The following is a 19,919-nucleotide window of genomic DNA, read 5'->3' on the forward strand; positions in this document are numbered from 1 at the left end:
ACGCCGGTTTCCAGCAACTCCCCACCCGGGGGGCTGGACCGGCAGACCGTATCCGGTCCGCGCGGCGCATGGAGAACACTACACGACCTCTGAGGAGGTCTGCACGGGGGTGCGGAGAGGTCCCCGTCACGGTCTCTCAGGCCACGCCCGAGGGTCGGAACTGGACGCTCACGCGTGGCCCCACGGGCTTGGTCGTCTTGGGGATGCAGTGCTCCCAGGTGCGCTGGCACGAGCCGCCCATCACGACGAGGTCGCCATGCCCCAGGGGGAACCTGAGGCTCGGGCCGCCGGCTGCGGGCCGCAGCATCAGCGGGCGGGGCGATCCGAAGGAGACGATGGCGACCATCGTGTCCGCCGACCGACCGCGACCCAGTCGATCTCCGTGCCAGGCGACGCTGTCCCGCCCGTCCCGGTACAGGCACATACCGGCACTGACGAATGGCTCGCCGAGCTCGGGGCCGTAGTAGCTGTTCAGCTCGTTGCGGGCGTCGGTCAGCAAGGGGTGCGGGAGCGGCTCGCCGCCGCCGTACCACCGGAGCAACCGGGGCACGGCGACCTCGCGCTCGTACATCTGCCGGCGGTCCTCCCGCCAGCCGATGTCGCCGAGCAGGACCTCGAGCACCTCGTCGGAGCCGGAGACCCAGCCGGGCAGGTGGTCCACCCAGGCGCCGTCACTCAGCTGGTGCCTGACCACGGAGCCGACCAGCGGGCCGAGCGTGGCCTCCTCGGCCAGGTCCCACATGGAGGGCTGGTGCGCGAGCGACATGGGAGCACGCTACTCCGGGTTTCGCACATATGTGCGAAACCCTGTGGATTACGCGGTGAGGGCCAGAGCGAAGGGCAGGACGGCGCTCACCCCGGCACGGCGGAGCTCTCGGCCGGCCACCGTCATCGTCCAGCGCGAGTCGGCCAGGTCGTCCACCAGGAGCACCGGCCCGGAGACCGAGGCAAGCCGCTCGCGCAGCTCCGGCCCGACGACGATGCGGTCCCACACCGCCGCCAACCGGAAGGCGCTGTTGCCCCCGGGCTGCCCGGTCGGTCCGCCGTGCTGGATCGACATCTCCCCGAGGTAGGGCAGGCGTCCGAGACCGGCGAGCCCCTGCGCCAGGCCGGTCACCAGCTGCGGTCGACGACGCGACGGAACGGCGACCACGGCCGCCGGACGCTCCTTCCAGTCCCAGGAGCCGAGCACCCGCGCGCACGCGCGGATCAGCTCCTCGTCGGGGGGCACGTCGGAGATCGAGCGCTTCACCGGGACGTCGAAGGCGGCGTCGGGGTCCTCCTCGATGCTGGGGGCCTCCAGGTCGACCACACCGCCGAGGCCGTCGTCCCCCAGCAGGGTGCGCAGGCGCTGCCCCCAGCCGAGGTCGGTCAGCCGGGCCACCGCCCGTCCCATCTCGACCTGGTCCGACGGCGAGATCTTCCCCTTGACGTCGACGCCCAGCCGGTCGGCGCCGGTCGGCCACTGCGCGCGAGGAGCCAGCTCCACACCGGGCCGGTCCAGCGCGGCGGACGCCGCCTCGGCAGCCGCCTCCGGGACGTCGGTGGAGTACCAGGGGCCGGCGCAGACGTCGCACCGACCGCACGGCGTGGCGGTCGGGTCGTCGAGCGCCTCCTGCAGGAAAGCCATGCGGCACGTGGCCTCGTCCACCGGCCGGGCGTAGGCGATCATCGCCCGCTGCTCCGCCTCGCGCGTCCGCGTGACGCGGGCATACCGGTCGGCGTCGTAGACCCACGGGACGCCCGTGGAGCGCCATCCGCCCTGCACCCGCTCCACGGCGCCGTCGACGGCGAGCACCTTGAGCAGCAGCTCCAGCCGCGAGCGGCGCACGTCGGCCACCGTCTCCAGCCGCGCCACCGACCACGCCTTGCCGTCGGCCATCGCGGTCAGGACAGCTGCCGCGTGGTCCTCCCGCGGCATGGACGACGTGGCGAACCACTGCCAGATCGCGAGGTCCTCCGGGCCGGGGAGCAGCAGCACGTCGGCGTGCTCGACGGCGCGGCCGGCGCGGCCGACCTGCTGGTAGTAGCTGACGGGGGACGACGGCGCCCCGAGGTGGACCACGAAGCCGAGGTCGGGCTTGTCGAAGCCCATGCCGAGCGCCGAGGTGGCGACCAGCGCCTTCACCTCGTTGTTGCGCAGCGCCTCCTCGGCGTCCTTGCGGTCGGCGTCGTCGAGGCGGCCGGTGTAGGCGCGCACCTCGTGACCGGCGCCGCGCAGCAGCGCGGCCGTCTCCTCGGCCGCGGCGACGGTGAGCGTGTAGACGATGCCGCTGCCCGGCAGGTCGCCGATGCGGGCGGCGAGCCAGGCCAGGCGGGCGCGGTCGGACGGCAGCCGCAGCACGCCGAGCCGGAGGGAGTCACGGGAGAGCGGCCCGCGGACCGTCGTCACCCCGACGCCGCCGGCGCCCAGCTGCTCGGCGACGTCGGCCACCACGCGCTCGTTGGCCGTCGCGGTCGTGGCGAGCACCGGCGTACCGGCCGGGAGCGTGCCCAGCAGGTCGCGGATGCGGCGGTAGTCGGGCCGGAAGTCGTGCCCCCAGTCGGAGACGCAGTGCGCCTCGTCGACCACGACCAGGCCGCAGCGGGCCACCAGTCCCGGCAGCTGCTCCTCGCGGAACCGTGGGTTGGTCAGGCGCTCGGGGGAGACGAGCAGGACGTCGACGTCGTCGGCCGTGAGACGGGCGGCGATGTCGTCCCACTCGGTCATGTTGGCGCTGGAGATCTCCACGGCCCGGATGCCGGCACGGGCCGCGGCGGCGACCTGGTCGCGCATGAGCGCGAGCAACGGACTGACCAGCAAGGTCGGGCCCTTGCCACGGCGGCGCAGCAGGGCCGTGGAGACGAAGTAGACCGCCGACTTCCCCCACCCGGTGCGCTGGACGACGAGCGCCCGCTCGGAGCGCTCGACCAGCGCCGAGACCGCGGCGTCCTGGCCGTCGCGGAAGACGGCGTCCGGGCGGCCGGTGAGATCGCGAAGCACGCCCAGCGCCTCGGTGGCCAGTTCGGACGGCGGTGCGGCGGTGCTCATGCCGATGACAGTAGGCAGTCCGGACGACGGAACCGACCGCCCTGCGGCCCCGGTGGACGACGGGGGAGAATCCACAGCGATGCGAACCCCGGACCGCCTGCCGCCAGACAACCATGTGCACACTCACTGGTCCTGGGACACCGCCGACTCCTCGACGATGCGCCGGGCCTGCGAGAAGGCGGTCCAGCTGGGGCTGCCGGCCATCGCCTTCACCGAGCACCTCGACTTCACCGTCTGGGACCCGGACGACAGGGCCACCGACGAGGGGCTGGTCGACCGGCACTCCTCCCGCCACGCGGACATCGACGTCGAGGGTTACTTCGCCGAACTGGCCGAGGTCCGCGACCGGTTCCCCGAGCTGCGCATCTGGTCCGGCGTCGAGACGGGCGAGCCACACCTCTTCGAGGCGAGCGTCGCGGCCTACCTGCGGAACGCCCCGGTCGACCGGGTCCTGGGCTCGCTGCACTCGCTCGCCAAGGACGGCCGGCTCTACGGCGTGGGCCACCTGCTCTGGGAGGACGCCGACGGCACCATGCGCCGCTACCTCGGCGAGCTGGTGGACATGATCGAGAGCAGCGACGTCTTCCAGGTCCTCGCGCACGTCGACTTCCCCCGCCGCTACTGGCCGGGCGGCTCGCACCGGTACGTGGAGAAGACCTACGAGGAGGAGTACCGGGCGGTGTTCCGCGCCCTCGCCTCGACCGGCCGGGCGCTCGAGGTCAACACCAGCAGCCCCCTGGCGTCGGTCGACCAGGTGCGCTGGTTCCACGAGGAAGGCGGCGAGGCGGTGAGCTTCGGCAGCGACGCCCACCAGCCGGCCGCCGTCGGCCAGCACTTCGACGTCGCTGTCGACATCGTCGAGTCGGCCGGCTTCCGGCCGGGACGCGACCCGTTCGACTTCTGGAGACGTTGATCCTCGATGCGGGTACTTCACCGCTAAGAGAAATCCCACTAGGGTCCCCCGAGTGACGTCGCACCGTGTGGTGATCGCCCTGGGCGGCAACGCCATGACCGGGGCCGACGGGTCGGCCACGCCCGAGGCGCAGCGGAACGCGATCCGGGAGGCGGCCGGCCACATCGCCGAGGTCGTCGCGTCCGGCGTCCAGGTGGTCCTGACGCACGGCAACGGGCCCCAGGTGGGCAACCTGCTGGTCAAGAACGAGATGGCGGCGCACGTCGTCCCCCCCGTCCCGCTCGACTGGAACGTCGCGCAGACCCAGGCGACCATCGCCTTCACGCTCGCCGACGAACTGGACGCGGCCCTCGAGGCCCGCGGCCTCCCCCAGCGCAGTGCCGGCCTGGTCACCCGCACCCTCGTCGACGTGGACGACCCCGGATTCCGCGAGCCGTCGAAGCCGGTGGGCCGCTTCCTCCCGCGGGAGGAGGCGGAACGGTTCGTCTCGCTCGGCCAGATCTGGGAGGACCGCGGCGAGAAGGGCTGGCGCCGCGTGGTGGCCAGCCCCGAGCCGAAGTCCGTCGTCGACTCCCCCGCCATCCACGCCCTCGCGGCGGCCGGCTTCGTCGTCGTCTGCGCCGGCGGCGGCGGGATCCCGGTGGCCGACGACGGCCGGGACGGCCCGGGCCTGCGCGGCGTCGAGGCCGTCATCGACAAGGACCTCACCGCCGCGATCCTCGCCACCGAGCTCGACGCGGACACCCTGGTGATCGCCACGGACGTCCCGAACGTCATGGTGGACTTCGGGACGCCGTCCCAGCGGCCGCTCGGCCGGCTGACCGTCGCGGAGATCCGCGAGCACGCCGCCGCCGGGCAGTTCGCGCGCGGCAGCATGGGCCCCAAGGTCGAGGCCGCCCTCCGTTTCGTCGAGGGTGGAGGCTCCGCAGGCGGACGACGCCGAGCCGTCATCACCTCCCTCGAGCACATCGCCGACGCCGTCAGTCGTGACGACGCCGGCACCGTCCTGACCCGCTGAACCCGATCCCCTGACCGGAAGGAACCGCTGTGCCCGCACCTATCGAGGTCCGCAAGGTCCCGCTGCACAACGTCAGTGACGCCTCCGAGCTCGCCAAGCTCATCGACGACGGCGTCATGGAGGCCGACCGGGTCGTCGCCGTCATCGGCAAGACCGAGGGCAACGGCGGGATCAACGACTACACGCGGATCATCGCCGACCGCGCCTTCCGCGAGGTGCTGCTGGAGAAGGGTTCCCGGTCCCTCGACGAGGTCAAGCAGATCCCGATCGTCTGGTCCGGCGGCACGGACGGCGTCATCAGCCCGCACGCCACCGTCTTCGCGACGCTGCCCGAGGACGCCGTCGAGAAGACCGACGAGCCGCGGCTGACCGTCGGCTACGCGATGAGCGACGTCCTGCTGCCCGAGGACATCGGCCGGCTGGCCATGGTCGAGAAGGTCGCCGAGGGCGTGAAGAAGGCGATGGAGGCCGCGGGCATCACCGACCCGGCCGACGTCCACTACGTGCAGACCAAGACCCCGCTGCTGACGATCGACACCATCCGCGACGCCCGCGAGCGCGGGAAGACGACGTACATGCAGGAGCCGCACGGCTCGATGGACCTGTCGAACGGCACCACGGCGCTCGGCATCGCGGTCGCCCTCGGCGAGATCGAGATGCCGACGCAGGAGCAGGTCATGCACGACCTATCCCTGTACAGCGCCGTGGCCTCCTGCTCCTCCGGCGTCGAGCTGGACCGGGCGCAGATCGTCGTCGTCGGCAACGCCCGCGGGCACGGCGGCACCTACCGCGTCGGCCACTCGGTCATGAAGGACGCGCTCGACCAGGACGGCATCTGGGCCGCGATCCGCGACGCCGGCCTGGAGCTGCCCGAGCGGCCGCACCACACCGACCTGGGCGACCGCCTGGTCAACGTGTTCCTCAAGTGCGAGGCCTCGCCGGACGGCAAGGTCCGCGGGCGCCGCAACGCGATGCTCGACGACTCCGACGTCTCCTGGCACCGCCAGATCAAGGCGACGGTCGGCGGTGTGACGGCGTCGGTGACCGGCGACCCGGCCGTCTTCGTGTCGGTGGCCGCGGTGCACCAGGGCCCGTCGGGCGGCGGCCCGGTCGCCGCGATCGTCAAGGCCTAGTAGAAGGACCCCGTCCTCCTCACCCCTCGCGGGCTCGGGGCGAGCCTCGGGACGGGGCCGACCGCGAGCGTGCGAGCGGTGGGGGGCAGCGGGGTCCTTCTTCAGGCGAAGAGGCCGCGGTAGCCGAGCGGGCCGGTGACGTCGGCCGGCTCGGGCGCCGGGTCAGCGACGCGCGCGGCAGGCACCGGCGGCTTGCCACGCCGGCCATCGGGACCGATGGGGACGACGAAGCGGTACGTGGCGTCGACGTCCCGGACGGCGAAGGTGTCCTCGGCGTCGCCGGCGTGGTGCAGGACGACCGTGTCGAACCGCTCCGCGACCCGGTGCAGCGACTCGGCGTCGGACACGTCGATGACGGTTCCCGCCGGGCTGAACGACGCGACCGGCAGGATCCGGTCGGCGTGCCGCACGAGGAAGCTGTCGGCGACGTCGTCCCGCCCGAGGCGGCCCAGCCACGCGGCGACGACGAAGGTCACCAGCGCGAGCAGCAGGACGGCGCCGGCGAACGTCCGCGCCTGACCGATCGAGACGGTCAGCGCGAGCACCGCGATGCTCCGCGGGCCCGCCTCCTCGATGTCCACGGCGGTCCGCGTGACCGGTGCGAAGGCGGCGTCGTCGGTCGAGGTGGGGCGCAGCGACGTCCCGTCGAGGGCGAACGCCAGGCCGGCCGGCGCCTCCGCGCGGAAGGCCCGGCCACTGACCGTGCCGGTCGTCTCGCCGACGGGGGTGACGGTGAGCGTGGCCCCGCCCGCCGACGTCCCGGTCTCCTCGTGGTGCCGACCGAGCAGCTCCGCGGCCGCTTCCGGATCGACGTCCACGGCGGCGGTGGCGCGGCCGCCGGTGAGAGTCGCGGGGGCTCCGCTGGTCAGCACGGCGCTCCACCCGTCCGGCGCCGACACGACGACGTCGAGGTGGAGGGTCCCTGCGGTGCCGGTGATGCCGGCCCCGGTCACGGCGGTGTCCAGGGACACCGTCAGGTCGTCCACGAGGCGGTTCCACACCGTGTCGCCGGTGGAGACGACGCCGGTCGGGTAGGTCGTGCCGACGACGGCATCACCGGTGTAGCTGAAGCGGCCCTCCTGGGTCACCTGGAGGGTCCGCGTCTCGGTCTGGGTGGTCGGGACGGCCAGCAGGACGCCGCAGGCGACCGCGGCCAGCAGCGTGACGCCGCCGGCGCCGAGCGCCACCTGCCGGGCCAGCGCGCGGGCGGAGGTGGACGACAACCGCGTCCGGGCGCCCCCGGCGGCCTGGGGCTCATCGACCTCGGCCGCCGCGGCGGGGAGGGAGAAGCGGGCGGCCCGACGGCGCAGCGCCCGGAGGCTCGCGCGCACGGGCGGCTTGCGGGCCCCGGCGGCGAGGACCGCGGCCGCGACGGCCAGGAGCGGGAGGAAGACCCCCGGCGAGCGCAGCGCGTCGAGCGCGGTGCCGCCCTGGGGGATGCTGAAGAAGAGCTCGCCGAGGATCTCGTCCTCGGTCGGCCGGTCGTCGTCCAGCCAGTCGTTGTTGTCGCCCTGGGTCACGAACCGACCGCCCTCGACCGCGACGACGCGGTGCATGACGATCGTGTCCAGGCTCTCGCTGTGGTAGGCGACCACGTCACCGACCGCGTACGAGTCCGCCGTGCTCAGCAGGGCGAGGTCGCCGGTGTGGAAGTCCGGCTCCATGCTCGTCCCCGTGGTGGAGACGTAGGTCGTCGCGCCCCCGAGGGACGACGGCCAGAAGAGCCACACGGTCGCGAGCACCAGCGCGGCGACGGCGCTGGTGCTGGCGAGCTTGGTGGCGCTGGTCATGGTGTGGAGACCGATCTGGGTGCGGGCGGGGCGGCCGTCCGGCCGCCCCGCCCGTAGCCGGGGGGTGGGCTTACTGGGCCACCGTCAGAGCGACGGAGTTGAACCCGGCGATCGGCTGGCTCGGCGTGAGGCAGGTGATGGGTGAGGTGGTGGACGCCCGAGTCCCGACCGTGCACGTGATGGGGGAGCCGACGACCGTGCCGGGCGCAACACCGGTGCGCAGGGTGAGGTAGGCGTTCATGCCCGTGATGTCCTCGGTCACCTGGAAGGTGATCCGGTCCAGGAGCGACCGGTCGGAGGAGTTGACGACGTACTCGATGTCCTCGACCGTCGCACCGCTCACCGTCGCGGCGGCGTAACCGGCGGTGCTCTGGGGCACGGTGTTGCTGGCGGTGAAGGCCGAGGTGGCGGCACCGGCGGCCGCGACCGCGACACCGGCGAGCAGAACGCGCGACTTGCGCATGGCAGGGTCCTGTTCTCTCAGTGGCTCAGTACGGCGCGGATGGGTTCACCCGGCTCAGCGACGGCTGGCCTGTTCGTTGACAGGTGGAGCTTCGGCCGCTGGACCCAGGACTTGACTTCAGTCCCAAAAGAAACTGCAGTCGCTAAGGCGACAATGGAAATGCGGTGACCGAACAACTGCCGCGGCCCTCGAGAATGGTCGGCAGGTGAGCGCCGATCAGCCGCCGCAGCGGTAGATCAGGAAGGCGACGTCGTCGTCCGGAGCCCCGTCGAGCAGCTCGGTGCGGAGCTCCTCCGCCAGGTCCTTCGGCGGGAGCTCGCGGCCGGCGGTCAGCGCGGCGACCGCCCGCGCAATCCCCTCGTCGATCGCTTCGTCGCGCCGCTCCACCAGGCCGTCGGTGTAGAGCAGCACCGTCGAACCGGGCGTCAGCTCGACCTCGGCCTCCGGGCGGTCGAGGTCCGCGACGACGTCGAGCGGAAGGGAGCCCGCCGCTTCGAGCAGGCGCGTGCCGCCGTCGGCGTCCACGACGATGCCCGGGACGTGGCCGGCGCTGCTGTAGCGCAGGATCCCGGTCACCGGGTCGATGACGGCGCAGAAGACAGTGCTGACGGAGGCGCCGGGGACCAGGGCGGCGAAGCGGTCGAGCGCCGAGAGGACGTGCGCCGGCGACCGGCTCTCGAGCAGCAGCGCCCGGCCGGCGCTGCGGAGCTGGCCCATGATCGCCGCCGACGACAGTCCCGTGCCGACGACGTCGCCGACGACGACGCCGTACCGGCCGTCGGGCAGGTCGATGACGTCGTACCAGTCGCCGCCCACCTCGAGCGTGCCCGTCGCCGGCTCGTAGTGGACGGCGAACCCCTCGGGGAGCGCCGTCGGGCCGAGGACGGCGCGCTGCAGGGTGACGGCGACCTCGGTGAGGAACTGGGCCCGGGCGCGATCGAGCTCGGACTGCTCGGCGGCGCGCCGGCGCTCGATCTCCACGGCCTGCGCGTCGGCCAGCGCGGCGGAGATCTGCCCCGCCGCCAGGGACAGGAAGGTCAGGTAGTCGTCGTCCAGTTGCAGGTGCGGGCTGGTGCCCAGGACCACCGCTCCGGTCGGGCGGACCGCACCGACGAGCGTGAGCGGCAGCACGACGGCCGCGTCCACATCGGCCTCACCGACGGGGCTCGCGCCTCCGCGGGACAGCCCGGGCACAGCCGTGGCCAACCCGCCGACGACCTGCTCGGTGCCGGTGTCGATCGCCGTCGCGACGGCCCCGGCGAACTGCGAGCTGGCCGTGTCCCTGTCGACGCCCGTGCCGTGGCCGGCGACCAACCGGACGGCCCCGGGCCGCTCCTCGAGGAACACCAGCCCGAACGGGCAGTCCGTCCGGGCCTCGGCGAGCACCTCGAGCGTGGCGGTCACGGCGTCGAGCGTGCTGCCGTGCACCGACCGCGTCAGGCTGCCCAGCCGCTGCAGCACGGTCAGCCGCCGGGTGGCGAGCACCCGGTGCGTCGTCTCGACGACGGTGTCGAGCAGACCCGCGACCCGGCCCCCCGGCTCCACGACGGGGCTGAAGGAGAAGGAGAAGTAGGTCTCCTCCACGAAGCCGTACCGCGTCATGACCAGTGGCAGGTCCTCGGAGTACGTCGCCCGACCGGCCATGACCTCGTCCACCATCGGCTGCAGATGGACCCAGATGTCGGCCCAGACCGTCGTCGCCGGGCTGCCGAGCGCGTCCGGGTGCCGGGCGCCGAGCATGGGCGCGTAGCCGTCGTTGTAGATCATCACCAGCTGCTCCCCCCACATGAGCAGGGTCGGGAAACGGCTGTTCAGACAGGTGCTGACGGCGCTGCGCAGGGTCGGCGACCAGGACTCCTCGTCGCCGAGTGCCGTCGACCCCCAGTCGTGCTCGAGGACGCGCCGCTGCATCTCGGTGCGGGTGGTCCCCGGGATGAGCTCGGCCAGCCGCCCGTCCAGTGCCGCACCCCCTCGATCACCCACGTCGCGGTAGCCGGGCAGTGCCGCTCGAACGTGTTGGGCGCAATGGTCCCACCCGCGGTGCCGAACGGCGCGCCCTGCCTACGAGCAGTTCATCGTCGCTCGCGCTCGGTCAGCTCCAGGTAGGCCGGCGGCACGGCTGCGACCAGCCACACGCCGTTGGCCGAGACGGCGAACTGCGCCCCGTCGGCGGCGAGGCGGGCGGCGTCCACCCGGAGGACGACGGGCTTCCCCCGCCGGCCCCCCACGGTGTGCGCCGTCGCTCTGTCCTCACTGAGGTGCACCGCGTGCCGGCGTCCGGGCCGCAGCCCCTCGGCGAGGATCGACGGGAGGAACCGCTCCACCGTCCCGTGGAAGAGCTCGGCGGGCGGGGCGGCCGGGGCGTAGCCCAGGTCGACGGCGACGCTGTGCCCCTGGCTGGCGCGGATCCGCGTGCCCGACCCGTCGTACGCGAAGCGTTGCTTGTCGTTGCCCGCGACGACGTCGTCGAGGTCCTGGCGGGAGAGCGGCAGCCCGTGCGCCGCCAGCGCGCCGAGCAGCCGGTCGACGTCGACCCAGCCGGCCTCGTCGAGCGTGAGGCCGATGCTCGCCGGCTGGTGGCGCAGGACGAAGGACAGCCGCTTGCTCACCCGGACGACGTCCATCTCAGGGCAGGATCGAGTCCACGTACCCGCCGTCGACGCGCACCGCAGCACCGGTCGTCGCCGACGCGAGCGGCGACGCCAGGTAGACGCACATGTTCGCGATCTCCTCGGGCTCGATGAGCCGCTGCAGGAGCGACTGGGGACGGTGCAGGCGCATGAACTCGCGCTGCGCCTCCTCCCACGGCAGGTCACCGACCAGGGAGTGCACGAAGTCCTCGACGCCACCGGTGTGCGTCGGGCCGGCGATGACCGAGTTCACCGTGACGCCCGAGCCGGCGGCCTCCTTGGCGAAGCCCCGGGAGACACCGAGCAGCGCGGTCTTCGTGACGCCGTAGTGGATCATCTCCGCGGGGATGGCCACCGCGGAGTCGCTGGCGATGTACTGGATCCGGCCCCACCCGCGCTCGCGCATGCCCGGCAGGTAGGCGCGGGTCAGGCGGACGGCGGTCAGCACGTTGGTCTCGAAGTAGCGGCGCCACTCGTCGTCGGAGATCTCCAGGGCCGGCTGCGCGCCGAAGATGCCGAGGTTGTTGACCAGCACGTCGACGTCCGGGACCGCCGCCAGCAGGGCCGCCGTCCCCTCGTCGGTGGTCACGTCGCCGGCCACGGTGGTCACCCGGCCGTCGATCCCGTCGGCGGCGGCCCGCAGCCTGCCGGCGTCGCGGCCGGTGAGGACGACGTCGGCGCCGGCATGCGCCAGCCCCGTCGCGATGGCGAGGCCGATGCCCTGCGAGGAGCCGGTGACGAGCGCGGTGCGGCCGCTCAGGTCGATCTGCATGTGAGGGGCCAAGGCGCGGCTGACCGGCGCTGTTCCCGCCGGCTCCGGGCGCCGCCGCTATCAGCGGGAGTAGTACTCCACGACCAGCTGCTCCTCGCAGATCACCGGGACCTCCTCGCGGGACGGCGTCCGCTCCACGCGCGCCACCAGGTCCGCCAGCCGGACCTCGAGGTACTTCGGCGGCTCGGCGTGCGCGCCGGACGCGGCGACGAGGAAGGGGTCCATCTTCTTCGACTTCTCGGCCACCTCGATGAAGTCACCGGGCCTGAGCCGGTAGGAGGGCCGGTCGACGCGCTTGCCGTTGACCAGCACGTGCTGGTGGGTGACGAACTGGCGGGCCTGGTAGATCGTCCGTGCGAACCCGGCGCGCAGGACGGTGGCGTCCAGCCGCGACTCGAGGTCCTGGATCAGCGCCTCGCCGGTCTTGCCGCCCGAGCGCTTGGCCCGGTCGAACGCCGCGCGCAGCTGCGTCTCGCTGATGTCGTACTGCGCCCGCAGCCGCTGCTTCTCCTTGAGCCGGGTGGAGTAGTCGCTGTCCTTGCGGCGCTTGCGGCCGTGCTCGCCCGGCGGGTACGGCCGGCGCTCGAAGTACTGGACGCACTTCGGCGTGAGCGGGATGCCCAGCGCGCGACTGAGCCGGACCTTGGGGCGGGGCGTGTTCACGGGGACCTCTTCATGGCCGGACTGTGTTTGGTTAGGCTCACCTTACAACTCGTCCGCTACTCCCCCGAGGTGGTCCCATGACGGCCGGTTCGACGCACTCGTCCGCGACCACCGCGCACCAGCCGCCCGCCGCCGAGCGCGCCCGCACCGTGGCCGCCCGCCCCGCCGCCTCCCTGTACTGCGCGGGCCTGGGCATCAGCCAGCTGTGGGGCGCCGCGACCACGCGCCACGGCGACGTGCTGCTCGTCGTCCCTACCGCCGGTGCGGTGACCACGGCACTGGCGGACTCCCCGCTCGGCGACGTCCCGGCGCGGCTGACCGTCACCGACCGGACGTCGTTGCCGCTGGCGCACCCCGTGCGCGGACTGGTCCAGCTGTCGGGCTGGGTCACCCCGGTCACCGAGGAGCACATGGCGCGGCTGGTGCTCGACTTCGCCGACGCCCACGCCTGCGACGCCCTCTTCGACGTGGGGCTGACCGCGACGCTGGTCCGGCTCGACCTGGCCGAGGTGGTGCTGGAGGAGGCGGGGATGTCGACCGACGTCGAGCCCGAGGACTTCCTCGCCGCCCGCCCGGACGTCGTCAGCGCAGCCGAGGCCGAGCTGATGGCCGCCGAGCGCTGCGCGCTGGACCGGTTGTCGGGCCGGGTGCAGCGCTGGGCCGGCCGGCAGGACGACGTCCGGCTGCTCGGGCTGGACCGGTTCGGCGTGCGCTTCCGGGTGCAGAGCCGGCGCGGCTGCTACGACGTGCGGGTGCCGTTCGAGTCGCCACTGGAGGGGCCCGACGGCTTCGGCGCCGCGGTCGAGCACCTGCTCAGGTGCGGCCCCGCCTGAGCCCGGCGAGTGTGACGAAGTGGTGGCGATCAGCGGCTGATCGCCACCATTTCGTCGCAATCGATCAGCGCTCGTCCGGCGCCCGGCCCGCGTGGTCGACCAGCTGCGCGGCGCTCTCCGGCCCTCCGTGCATGCGGGCGCAGGACGCGCAGCAGAAGAAGACGCCGTCGGCCTCGACGCCGTGCCCGACCACCTTCACGCCGCAGTGCTCGCAGACCGGCGCCATTGCATGGATCGCGCACTCGAAGCTGTCGAAGACGTGCACCGCCCCCGCGGCGTGCACCTCGAAGCTGAGCCGGTAGTCGTTCCCGCAGACCTCGCAGCTGGCCATGGGTGCCTCCTCGGTGTCGGGCCGGGGCCCTACCCCTTGCCCCGGCCGGTCAGACGCACCGGCTGCCCCTCGGGCGAGATCGGCGATGTCGCCCGCATCAGGTGCCTGAACAGGGCGAGAACGCCGATCTCGCCCCAGGTCAGGCGGTGCGGGTGGCCTCGGCGAGGGCGGCGAGCGCCTTCTCGAAGCACTCCTGCGGAGGCTGGACCAGCCCGGCGCCGACCTGACCGGTGCCGGCGATGCGACCGGCCATCCCGGTGTTGATCTGCGGCAGCCAGCCGGTGCGCGCCACCTTGAGGACGTCGATCCCCGTCGGCGAACCGCGGAACCCCATGATCGGGATCGCCATCGCGGGGTTCTCCGCGAGCGTCACCTGGTACATCCGCTCGGTGGTGGCCAGCGCGTCTGGGACGGTGCCGCCGACGAACCGCACGATCGCCGGCGCGGCGGCCATCGAGAACCCGCCGACGCCGTAGGCCTCCATGATTGCCGAGTCGCCGATGTCGGGGTTGGCGTCGTCCGGACCGTAATCACCCAGGAACAGGCCGACCGGGGTGTTGGCCGGGCCGGTGAACCAGCGGTCGCCGGTGCCGGCGGTCTGGATGCCGAACTCGGTGCCGTTGCGCGACAGCACGGTGACCAGCGACGAGCCGGGGACGTCGCGGGCGGCGTCCATCGCGAGCTTCGCCGTCGGCATGCCCAGGTTGAGGAAGAAGTGCTCGTTGCCGCCGATGAACTTCAGCACCGCGGCGATGTCGGACGACGGGACGCCCTCCACCGCGACGATCGACGGGGACAGCTCGCGCAGGGTCATCAGCGAGCCGGCGCGGTTACGGTTGTGCCCCTCGTCGCCCATCTGGAGCATCTGGGCGAGGACGCTCTTCACGTCCAGCGGGTCGTTGCCGGCGTCGATCGAGCCGCGCACGGCCTTCTGCAGGATCGGGCCGAGGACGTCGCGCATCCAGACCAGCCGGGTCTGCACCTCGTCGTTGAAGGCGCCCATCCGCAGCACCTTGCCCAGGCCCTCGTTGAGGTTGCAGAACGCCTGACCGCCGTGGACCGGGTCCTTGAGGCACCACATCCACATCGACGGCGACGTCACGCCGGCCATCGGGCCCACCGTGCGGTGGTGGTGGCACGGGTCGAGGGTGATCTCGCCGTTCGCCAGGATCCGCTCGGCGTCCTCGACGTCGGTCGCCCAGCCCTCGAAGAGGCAGGCGCCGATCAGCGCGCCGCGCATCGGGCCGGACGCGGTGGCCCAGGTGAGCGGCGGCCCGGAGTGCAGCAGCGTGCGGTCGGCGAGGCCGATGACCTCGCGGGCCGGCCGGACGTCGACCAGCTGGGAACCCGCGGCGAGGATCCGCTCGACGGCGACCCGGTTGGCCGCGTTCCGGCGGGGATCCAGGGCGAGCGCGGCCAGGTCGGCCGGGTCACCGAAGCCCGGCGGACGCCAGTCGACGTCGTGCACCTCGGCGCCCTGGGCGCGCAGGGCGTCGGAGAAGACGTCGACACCCGCAGCGACGACGGCCGGCGGCCCGGAGAGCAGTCCACCCAGAGTCACGAAGAAGCTCCCAGCAGGTCGAGGGCGTACCGCGTGGCCGCGGCGTTGGAGGCGAACACGGCCGCGCCGGCCGCGGCGAGGGCGTCGGCCTGGCGGGACCAGCCCTGCGGGTCACCCTCCGTGCCGACCAGCGCGATGACGACGGGCAGCGAGGCCTGCGCGCGGGCGGCGGTCAGCGCGGGCACGAGCGCGCCCGCCGGGTCGGGATCGGCGCCGTAGCCGAGGACGACGTCCATCAGCAGCACGGCCGGCTCGCCCGAGGCCGCTACGTTCGCCAGCGCCTCGAGCCGCAGCGTCGGGTCGATCATCGGGTGCGCGCGGCCCACGGTCAGGGCGTCGTCCCCGAAGTCGATGACCACATGCCCCGTGGCGGACAGGTCCGTCCCGAGGTCGAGCTCGGGCCGCAGCGGGGTGTTGGAGCGGATGTCGCCGAGTGCCGGGGCAGCCAGCAGCATCGTCTCGTCGGCGAGCGTGCCGCCGGAGTAGAGGCCCTTGAGCACGGCACCAGGTACGACGGCCTCCGCCGGGCCGGGCCGCGACGGCCAGACCGGGACGTCGAGCCCCATGTCGGTGAGCAGCCCCTCGACAGCGGCGGTGAGGTCGGGCGTCTCGAGTGACAGGACGGCGGAGCGCACCGGCACCGACAGGCCGTTCCCGAACTGCTCGACGGCCTGCGCCACCGAGGGCGCGGGGGGCTTGGAGACCAGCAGGATGCGCTCGGTCGCCTCGTCGGCGTCGAGCGCGGCGAGGGCGTCGAGCGTGGCGAGGCCGCCGACCTCCTCCTTCAGGTCGCGGCCACCGACACCGAGCACGTGCGAGACGCCGACGCCGGCCATATCCAGCAGGCAGGAGATCTGCTGGGCGCCCGTGCCGGACGCGGCGACCAGGCCGACCGGTCCGGGGCGGACGACGTTGGCGAAGCCGAGCGCGACGCCGGCGACGATCGCCGTCCCGCAGTCGGGGCCCATGACCAGGACGCCGGCCTCGTGCGCCGCGCGCTTGAGCGCCACCTCGTGCTCGACCGGGACGCCGTCGGAGAAGACCAGCACGCTGCGGCCGGCGGCGATGGCGTCGGCAGCCTCGGCGACGGCGTACTGACCGGGGACGGAGATGATCGCGAGCGCGGACCCGTCGCCGCCGAGCTCGTCGAGACCGGCGCCGATGGTGCGCTGCGGGATGGCCTGGGCCGAGCCGGTGGAACGCTCCCGCGCGGCCAGCGCGGCGTCGACCGCGGCGAGCGCCCCGGCGAGCGCGTCGTCGTCGTCGGCGCGGATCGCGATGAGCAGCTGCTCCGGGGAGGTGGGCTCCTCCGGGGCGAGGCCCATGTTCGCGGCCAGCTCGAGGTTCAGCGGGGTGGCCATCGCGACCAGGACCGCGCTGACGCCGTCCGCGGCCGCGACGTCGCGGCTCACCTGCATGAGCTTCACGGAGTCGGCGTAGACGCCGGACCGCAGCGCGACCGAACGCACTCCGGCCGTGGCGGAAGGTTCTCCCGGGGGTGCTGAGGCGGTCACCTCACCGACCGTACCCACAGATGTCTCAGCGGTGAAGTATCGGCATCTACCTGCAATAACGATTTAGCACTGAGGTACTTCCGCCGGGCGTGTTCTGGTGACACATTGGCCGCTCTCGGTGGAGGCAGGGGGCCAGACAGGGCCCGTTGTCCCGCACCGATCACGGGTCGCAGGTCAGGTCGAGGAGGCGCTCAGATGGCGTTCAGCTGGAAGCTCTACGGGGACGGCAAGACCCCGCCCCTGGGTGAGGCGGTGGCCCCGGACGAGCGGCTCTCCTGGCCGCGGACCGTCGGGATCGGCGCCCAGCACGTGGTCGCCATGTTCGGGGCGACCTTCGTCTTCCCGATCATCATGGGCCTGGACGCGAACCTCGCGATCATGATGAGCGGCGTCGCGACGATCATCTTCCTGCTCATCGTGAAGGGCCAGGTGCCCAGCTACCTGGGCACCAGCGCCGCGTTCGTCGGCGGGGTCGCGGCGATCCGCACCAACGGCGGTGACTCCAGCGACGTCGTCGGCGCCCTGCTGGTGGCCGGCGTCGTCCTGGCGCTGGTGGGTCTGCTGATCCACTTCTCCGGGCTCGGCCTGATCAACAAGGTGCTGCCGCCGGCCGTCACCGGCGCCGTCGTCATGCTGATCGGCTTCAACCTCGCACCGGTCGCGGCGGGCACGTACTGGCCCCAGGACCAGTGGGTCGCGCTGGCGACCATGGCGTTCGTCATCGTCGCCTCGCTGGCGCTGCGCGGCTTCCTCGCCCGCATCGCCATCCTGCTCGGGCTGGTCTTCGGCTACCTGCTGTCGATCCTGCTCGACGCCACCACCGGGCAGATCACGTCCTTCGACGCCAGCGTCGGCGACATCACGACGCGCGACCGGATCAACTTCGACCAGGTCGCCGATGCCGACTGGTTCGGCCTGCCCGACTTCACCGCGCCGTCGTTCTCGCTCAACTTCAGCCTGCTGGTCATCCCCGCCGTCATCGCCCTCGTCGCGGAGAACGTCGGGCACGTCAAGGCCGTGGCCGAGATGACCAAGCGCGACCTCGACCCGGTCATGGGCCGCGCGGTCTTCGCCGACGGCGTCGGCACCGTCGTCGCCACCGCCGTCGGCGGCTCCCCGACGACGACGTACGCCGAGAACATCGGCGTCATGGCCGCCACCCGGGTCTACTCGACGGCCGCCTACTACGTGGCCGCGCTGGTCGCGATCCTGCTCGGCCTGATCCCCAAGTTCGGCGCGCTGATCAACATCGTCCCGGGCGGTGTGCTCGGCGGCATCACGGTCGTCCTCTACGGGATGATCGGCCTGCTGGGCGCCAAGATCTGGAAGGAGAACCGGGTCGACTTCGCCAACCCGATCAACCTCGTGCCGCTCGCGGCCGGGATCATCATCGGTGTCGGCAACGTGACCCTGACCTTCTCCGAGGACTTCTCGCTCAACGGCATCGCGCTCGGCTCGATCGTCGCGGTCGTCGCCTGGCACGTCGCCCGCGCCCTGGCCCCGGCCGACATGAAGGCCGCCCTGCTGCGCGAGGGCAGCGTGCCGGAGAGCGGCTCGTCGCTGGGCCACCACGGCGGGCCGGCCGGCGGCCACTCCGACCGCCTGGGTGGGTCCGACCCCTCCTCGGTGGACGAGGTCGGGCGCCCGGGCATCCCGGGCACCAACCGCTAGCTCCGGAGCCGGCATCGCCGGCTGTTCCGACCGCACGCCGTCCCTGCTCGCAGGGGCGGCGTGCGGCGTTCCGGGACACGGACCGCCACCCGCTCGCGAGGCAACAAAGATTTAGCACTGAGATACTTTCGTCGCCTCCGAGGCGGTGACAGAGTGACCGTTCGCGCACGTCTCACACGGAGGTGACCGCAGCCGGTGAAGCCCGCACCGTTCCGCTACGCCGATCCCGGCACGCTCGACGAGGCCCTGGCGGTCCTGTCGGCCGAGGGTGAGGGCGCCAAGGTGCTGGCCGGCGGTCAGTCGCTGCTCCCGCTGCTCTCGATGCGGCTCGCGGCGCCCACCACGCTGGTGGACATCAACCGGGTGCCCGGCCTCGACGCCGTCGAGGTCACCGACGACGGCGTGACGGTGGGCGCGCTGGTGCGGCACAACGCGCTGCTGTCCGACGACGCCGCCGCCGGCGTCCAGCCGTTGCTCGCGCGGGCGACGGCGAACGTCGCCCACCCGGCCATCCGCAACCGGGGCACCACCGTCGGCTCGATCGCGCACGCCGACCCCTCCGGCGAGATGACGTCGGTCCTGGCCCTCACCGACGGCTCCGTCACCGTCGCCACGCCCTCCGGGAGCTCCGCCGTCGGGTGGCGCGACTTCTTCGTCGGCCCGCTGGAGACCTCGGTCCACGGGCCCGCCGTCGTCACCTCCGCGTTCTTCCCGGCGCTGCCCGCGCGGTCCGGCACCGCCTTCGCCGAGGTGGCCCGCCGCAAGGGCGACTACGCGGTCTGCGGCGCCGGCGTCGTCGTCACGCTGGACGCCGGCCGCCGCGTCGAGCGGGTCCGCGCCTCCTACGTCTCGGTGGGCATCACCCCCGAGGTGCACGACCTGACCGAGGCCGTCGCCGGCAAGCCGGTGGACAGCGCCGACTGGGCCGCCGCCGGCGCGCTCGCGCGCACCCTGGTCGACCCGGACACCGACATCCACGCCAGCGCCGACTACCGGCGCCTGCTGGTCGGCGTCCTGACCGAACGAACTCTTGCTGACGCTGCGGCGGAAGCCGCTGGGAGGGCCGCGTGACCGCGTCTGTCGACACGGAACGGACGATCACCCTCACGGTGAACGGTGTTCCACGTGAAGCCACCGTGCCGGTGCGCCGGCTGCTGTCGGACGCGCTGCGCCACGATCTCGGGCTGACCGGCACGCACGTCGGCTGCGAGCACGGGGTCTGCGGGGCGTGCACCGTGCTGGTCGACGGCGACCCGGTGCGGTCCTGCCTGATGCTCGCCGTCCAGGTGGACGGGCACGAGGTGACCACCGTCGAGGGCCTGGCCCGCGACGACAGCCGCGGCGGCCAGGTGCTGCACCCGGTGCAGGAGGCCTTCCGCGAGTGCCACGCGCTGCAGTGCGGCTTCTGCACGCCGGGCTTCCTGACGACGATCGCCGCGGGGCTGGAGAAGCGGGACAACGCCGCGGAGCTCACTGAGGAGGAGGTCGACGACATGGTCGGCGGCAACCTCTGCCGGTGCACGGGCTACGCCAACATCAAGAAGGCCGTGCACCACGCCAACGCCGCGATGCGGGACGCCCAGTGAGGGCCTTCAT

18 protein-coding genes are annotated in these 19,919 nt (G+C 73.0%); 7 read left to right on the forward strand and 11 right to left on the reverse strand.

The annotated features are described in order from the left end of the window. Nucleotides 1–136 precede the first annotated feature (136 nt). Entirely contained in the window at nt 137–766 is a 630-nt protein-coding gene (locus CRP30_RS21215) for an alpha-ketoglutarate-dependent dioxygenase AlkB (protein ID WP_097186028.1), read from the reverse strand. 48 nt (nt 767–814) lie between these two features. Further along, nucleotides 815–3,031: a RecQ family ATP-dependent DNA helicase gene (locus CRP30_RS21220; RefSeq protein WP_097186029.1), complete on the reverse strand. Its 2,217-nt coding sequence runs from the start codon at nt 3,029–3,031 to the stop codon at nt 815–817. Between the two features lie 115 nt (nt 3,032–3,146). On the opposite strand from CRP30_RS21220, the gene CRP30_RS21225 reads away from it, so the two are divergent. Genes CRP30_RS21225 through bar form a run of 3 tightly spaced genes read left to right on the forward strand, consistent with a single transcriptional unit; the run spans nt 3,147 to nt 6,095 of the window. Then, a complete protein-coding gene (locus CRP30_RS21225; RefSeq protein WP_235003604.1) occupies nt 3,147–3,944 on the forward strand; it encodes a PHP domain-containing protein in 798 nt (265 codons plus the stop codon). 52 nt (nt 3,945–3,996) lie between these two features. Further along, nucleotides 3,997–4,962 (forward strand): carbamate kinase, encoded by a 966-nt coding sequence (locus CRP30_RS21230; RefSeq protein ID WP_097186031.1) that lies wholly within the window; start codon nt 3,997–3,999, stop codon nt 4,960–4,962. A 29-nt stretch (nt 4,963–4,991) separates the two neighbouring features. Continuing rightward, nucleotides 4,992–6,095, forward strand: coding sequence for a barbiturase (gene bar / locus CRP30_RS21235; RefSeq protein WP_097186032.1), 1,104 nt, complete (start codon nt 4,992–4,994; stop codon nt 6,093–6,095). Between the two features lie 101 nt (nt 6,096–6,196). Here bar and CRP30_RS21240 read toward each other — a convergent pair whose 3' ends face one another. From CRP30_RS21240 to rpsD, 6 genes are all read right to left on the reverse strand, one after another. After that, the gene (locus CRP30_RS21240; RefSeq protein WP_097186033.1) at nt 6,197–7,885 is read right to left on the reverse strand and encodes a signal peptidase I; all 1,689 of its coding nucleotides are present in this window, start codon (nt 7,883–7,885) and stop codon (nt 6,197–6,199) included. Between the two features lie 70 nt (nt 7,886–7,955). Next, nucleotides 7,956–8,348 (reverse strand): hypothetical protein, encoded by a 393-nt coding sequence (locus CRP30_RS21245; RefSeq protein ID WP_097186034.1) that lies wholly within the window; start codon nt 8,346–8,348, stop codon nt 7,956–7,958. A 216-nt stretch (nt 8,349–8,564) separates the two neighbouring features. Further along, nucleotides 8,565–10,331 carry a PP2C family protein-serine/threonine phosphatase gene (locus CRP30_RS21250; protein WP_200814897.1) on the reverse strand — a complete coding sequence of 589 codons (1,767 nt, stop codon included), beginning with the start codon at nt 10,329–10,331 and terminating at the stop codon, nt 8,565–8,567. Between the two features lie 89 nt (nt 10,332–10,420). Further along, nucleotides 10,421–10,972 carry an RNA 2'-phosphotransferase gene (locus CRP30_RS21255; RefSeq protein WP_097186035.1) on the reverse strand — a complete coding sequence of 184 codons (552 nt, stop codon included), beginning with the start codon at nt 10,970–10,972 and terminating at the stop codon, nt 10,421–10,423. 1 nt (nt 10,973) lies between these two features. Continuing rightward, on the reverse strand, nt 10,974–11,750 hold the full coding sequence (locus tag CRP30_RS21260; RefSeq protein WP_097186036.1) for an SDR family NAD(P)-dependent oxidoreductase: 777 nt from the start codon (nt 11,748–11,750) through the stop codon (nt 10,974–10,976). Between the two features lie 60 nt (nt 11,751–11,810). Then, nucleotides 11,811–12,413, reverse strand: coding sequence for a 30S ribosomal protein S4 (gene rpsD / locus CRP30_RS21265; protein WP_097186037.1), 603 nt, complete (start codon nt 12,411–12,413; stop codon nt 11,811–11,813). Between the two features lie 77 nt (nt 12,414–12,490). Between rpsD and CRP30_RS21270 the strand changes: the two genes are divergently transcribed. Then, nucleotides 12,491–13,246 (forward strand): DUF2470 domain-containing protein, encoded by a 756-nt coding sequence (locus CRP30_RS21270; RefSeq protein ID WP_097186038.1) that lies wholly within the window; start codon nt 12,491–12,493, stop codon nt 13,244–13,246. A gap of 64 nt (nt 13,247–13,310) precedes the next feature. Here CRP30_RS21270 and CRP30_RS21275 read toward each other — a convergent pair whose 3' ends face one another. From CRP30_RS21275 to CRP30_RS21285, 3 genes are all read right to left on the reverse strand, one after another. Next, nucleotides 13,311–13,577: a metallothionein gene (locus tag CRP30_RS21275; RefSeq protein WP_097186039.1), complete on the reverse strand. Its 267-nt coding sequence runs from the start codon at nt 13,575–13,577 to the stop codon at nt 13,311–13,313. 139 nt (nt 13,578–13,716) lie between these two features. Then, complete coding sequence (locus CRP30_RS21280; protein WP_097186040.1) at nt 13,717–15,138, reverse strand: YlbE family protein; 1,422 nt, start codon at nt 15,136–15,138, stop codon at nt 13,717–13,719. Next, nucleotides 15,135–16,652, reverse strand: a complete 1,518-nt coding sequence (locus CRP30_RS21285) for an AllF/FdrA family protein (RefSeq protein ID WP_235003605.1) — start codon at nt 16,650–16,652, stop codon at nt 15,135–15,137. Before CRP30_RS21285 ends, CRP30_RS21280 begins: the two co-directional genes overlap by 4 nt. A 195-nt stretch (nt 16,653–16,847) precedes the next feature. Between CRP30_RS21285 and CRP30_RS21290 the strand changes: the two genes are divergently transcribed. The 3 genes from CRP30_RS21290 to CRP30_RS21300 all read left to right on the forward strand — a co-directional run bounded on the left by CRP30_RS21290 (nt 16,848) and on the right by CRP30_RS21300 (nt 19,909). Next, the gene (locus tag CRP30_RS21290) at nt 16,848–18,323 is read left to right on the forward strand and encodes a uracil-xanthine permease family protein (protein WP_097186041.1); all 1,476 of its coding nucleotides are present in this window, start codon (nt 16,848–16,850) and stop codon (nt 18,321–18,323) included. A gap of 195 nt (nt 18,324–18,518) precedes the next feature. Next, nucleotides 18,519–19,394: an FAD binding domain-containing protein gene (locus CRP30_RS21295; protein ID WP_097186042.1), complete on the forward strand. Its 876-nt coding sequence runs from the start codon at nt 18,519–18,521 to the stop codon at nt 19,392–19,394. Beyond that, a complete protein-coding gene (locus tag CRP30_RS21300) occupies nt 19,391–19,909 on the forward strand; it encodes a (2Fe-2S)-binding protein (protein ID WP_097186043.1) in 519 nt (172 codons plus the stop codon). Before CRP30_RS21295 ends, CRP30_RS21300 begins: the two co-directional genes overlap by 4 nt. Nucleotides 19,910–19,919 lie beyond the last annotated feature (10 nt).

The organism is Blastococcus haudaquaticus (assembly GCF_900230285.1).
In the GTDB taxonomy this organism is placed as follows: domain Bacteria; phylum Actinomycetota; class Actinomycetes; order Mycobacteriales; family Geodermatophilaceae; genus Blastococcus_B; species Blastococcus_B haudaquaticus.